Source organism: Mesorhizobium sp. M7A.F.Ca.ET.027.03.2.1, from assembly GCF_003999175.1.
Taxonomy (GTDB): Bacteria; Pseudomonadota; Alphaproteobacteria; order Rhizobiales; family Rhizobiaceae; genus Mesorhizobium.
Map to the genome: position 1 here is coordinate 1 of NZ_RZOM01001028.1, position 2,221 is coordinate 2,221.

Here is a 2,221-nt window from a genome sequence, read left to right on the forward strand (position 1 = left end):
GCTTCGCCAGGTCGAACTCGGCAAAAGTGTTGCCGTCAGCAAGCATGACGGCAACACTTTTGCCGAGTTCGACCTGGCGAAGCTGCCGGAGCCGCTGAAGCTCGATGCCGATCCGGAGGCGATCGGTGCCGCGCTTGGGCTGACGCCGCATGAGATCGGCTTCGAGAATCACCGCGTCGCGTTCTGGTCGGCGGGCGTGCCCTACGTCACCATCCCGGTTGCCAATCTTGAGGCGGCGGGCCGCATCCGGCTGGACAACCAGGCCTGGTCGGAACTGGCGCCGCGCAAGAGCGAGTGGGCCTTCGCCAGTCCCTATGTCTACTGCCGCGAAACGGTGAACCACGAAAGCGCCTTCCATGTGCGCATGATCGTGCCCGGCACGCCTTCCTATGAGGATCCGGCAACCGGCTCGGCGGCAGCGGCCTTTGCCGGCGCCATCATGCATTTCGACGCGCCGACCGACGGCATTTCGCAGTTGTGGATCGAGCAGGGGCTGGAGATGGGCCGGCCTTCGCGCATCCGCCTCGAACTGACCGTGCAAGGCGGAAAACTGGCCTCGGCGCGCATTGGCGGCAACGCGATCAAGGTGGCGGAGGGCAAGCTGTTCATCTGATCGAACGCATGCTCGGTCGATTTGTCGGGAAATGATTCCGGCAGGGCTGGACAGGACCGATGGTGGCGGCTATATGCCCGCCAACGCCGGTTTTTGCCGGCCGAGTGGGTGCGTAGCTCAGTTGGTAGAGCAGCTGACTCTTAATCAGCGGGTCCACAGTTCAATCCTGTGCGCACCCACCAAATTCCTAGAAGAGTTGGTGGAAAGACCCTGAAAGCGAGACGCGTTTGGCGCGTCTCGGGCAGGCTGTCTGACTGTGATTCTTTAACCGCGCTATCCGGATCTCGTGGCGATTCAGCCGCGTTGGAAAATGCGGCTCAGAAACCGGCCGAATCGAAAAGCATGGCTCTTTTCCCCGGCTGCAGCATCGCTGGCGCCAATTCCGTCTTTTCGCTGATGAGCCACCAGAAGAAGACCAGGAAGACAACGAAAATGCCGGTGTCGATCGGGCCATGACTTGAATAGCTGCTGTGACGGAACACAACAGCGACCGCCCCGGCGATAAACACCGCAGCCGCGGCAGGATGAAATTTCTTCATCTGCAAAATCTATTTGAGAATCGCCGTTACGGGAAGATGCGTCCTTTGTCGTGACAACGGCATCTTTGTCGGCCCGATACGGGGAATGAATAACTACTTCTCCGAAACGCCAGCCTCGGCAAAGCTCGCCATCCTTGCATGGCACTCCAGCGCCGAGCGGACGATGTTGACGGCCAGGCAGGCGCCGGAGCCTTCGCCGAGCCGCATGCCGAGATCGAGCAGCGGCGGCAGGCCGAGGGCTTCGAGCAGGCCACGGTGGCCCGATTCCGCCGAGACATGGGCTGCTATGGTGTGCGCGAGGGCGGTCGGGTGCAGCTTTGCCAGCGGGGCCGCGGCGGCGGTGCAGACGAAGCCGTCGAGCAGTACGGGTATGCCGAGATGCCGGGCGGCCAGCGTCGCCCCGAAGATGGCGGCGAGTTCGCGGCCTCCGAGTGCCGCGGCAATACCCAGCGGATCGGTGAGCGCTGCGGCGTGGCGCTTCAGCCCGGCTTCGATGGCGACCACCTTGCGCTTGAGGCCGGCATCGTCGACACCGGTGCCGCGCCCGGTCCATTTTTCCGCGCCGCCGCCGAACAGGGCTGCTGAGATGGCAGCCGCCGGCGTCGTGTTGCCGATGCCCATTTCGCCGAAGCAGATCAGGTCGAGATCCTTCGTCACGGCATCATAGCCGGCCGAGACCGCCTCCAGAAAGGCCTTCTCGTCCATTGCCGGCCCTTGTGTGAAATCGCCTGTCGGATGGTCGAGATCGAGCGGAATGACGTCGAGTTCGGCGCCGGCCATGCGGGCAAGCTGGTTGATGGCGGCACCGCCGCCGGCGAAATTCGCCACCATCTGCACGGTGACCTCGGAAGGATAGGCCGACACGCCTTGCGCGGTGACGCCATGGTTGCCGGCGAAGACGAAGACTTTTACGCGGTCGAGTTTTGGCATGTCGCGGCCCTGCCAGCGCGCCAGCCAGGCGGCGATCGTCTCCAGCCGGCCAAGGCTGCCTTGCGGCTTGGTCAGCGTGTCCTGGCGGCGGGCGACCGCATTGGCCGCGGCATCGCTGCCGGCCGGCAGGTCGAGGCAG

Annotated in this window: 3 protein-coding genes and 1 tRNA gene; 2 read left to right on the top strand and 2 right to left on the bottom strand. The window is 64.0% G+C overall.

Annotated elements, in window-relative coordinates:
* Together EN750_RS30650 and EN750_RS30655 are read left to right on the top strand one after the other, a co-directional pair.
* Positions 1-613 (top strand): PhzF family phenazine biosynthesis isomerase (locus tag EN750_RS30650; protein WP_145968064.1); only part of this gene is annotated, 613 nt, incomplete at its 5' end.
* A 106-nt stretch (positions 614-719) separates the two neighbouring features.
* Positions 720-795 (top strand) — tRNA-Lys (locus tag EN750_RS30655).
* Positions 796-930: 135 nt separating this feature from the next.
* Here EN750_RS30655 and EN750_RS30660 read toward each other — a convergent pair.
* Positions 931-1,158: a hypothetical protein gene (locus EN750_RS30660; RefSeq protein ID WP_210212783.1), complete on the bottom strand. Its 228-nt coding sequence runs from the start codon at positions 1,156-1,158 to the stop codon at positions 931-933.
* Between the two features lie 87 nt (positions 1,159-1,245).
* Positions 1,246-2,221 (bottom strand): nicotinate-nucleotide--dimethylbenzimidazole phosphoribosyltransferase (gene cobT / locus EN750_RS30665; RefSeq protein WP_127398966.1); only part of this gene is annotated, 976 nt, incomplete at its 5' end.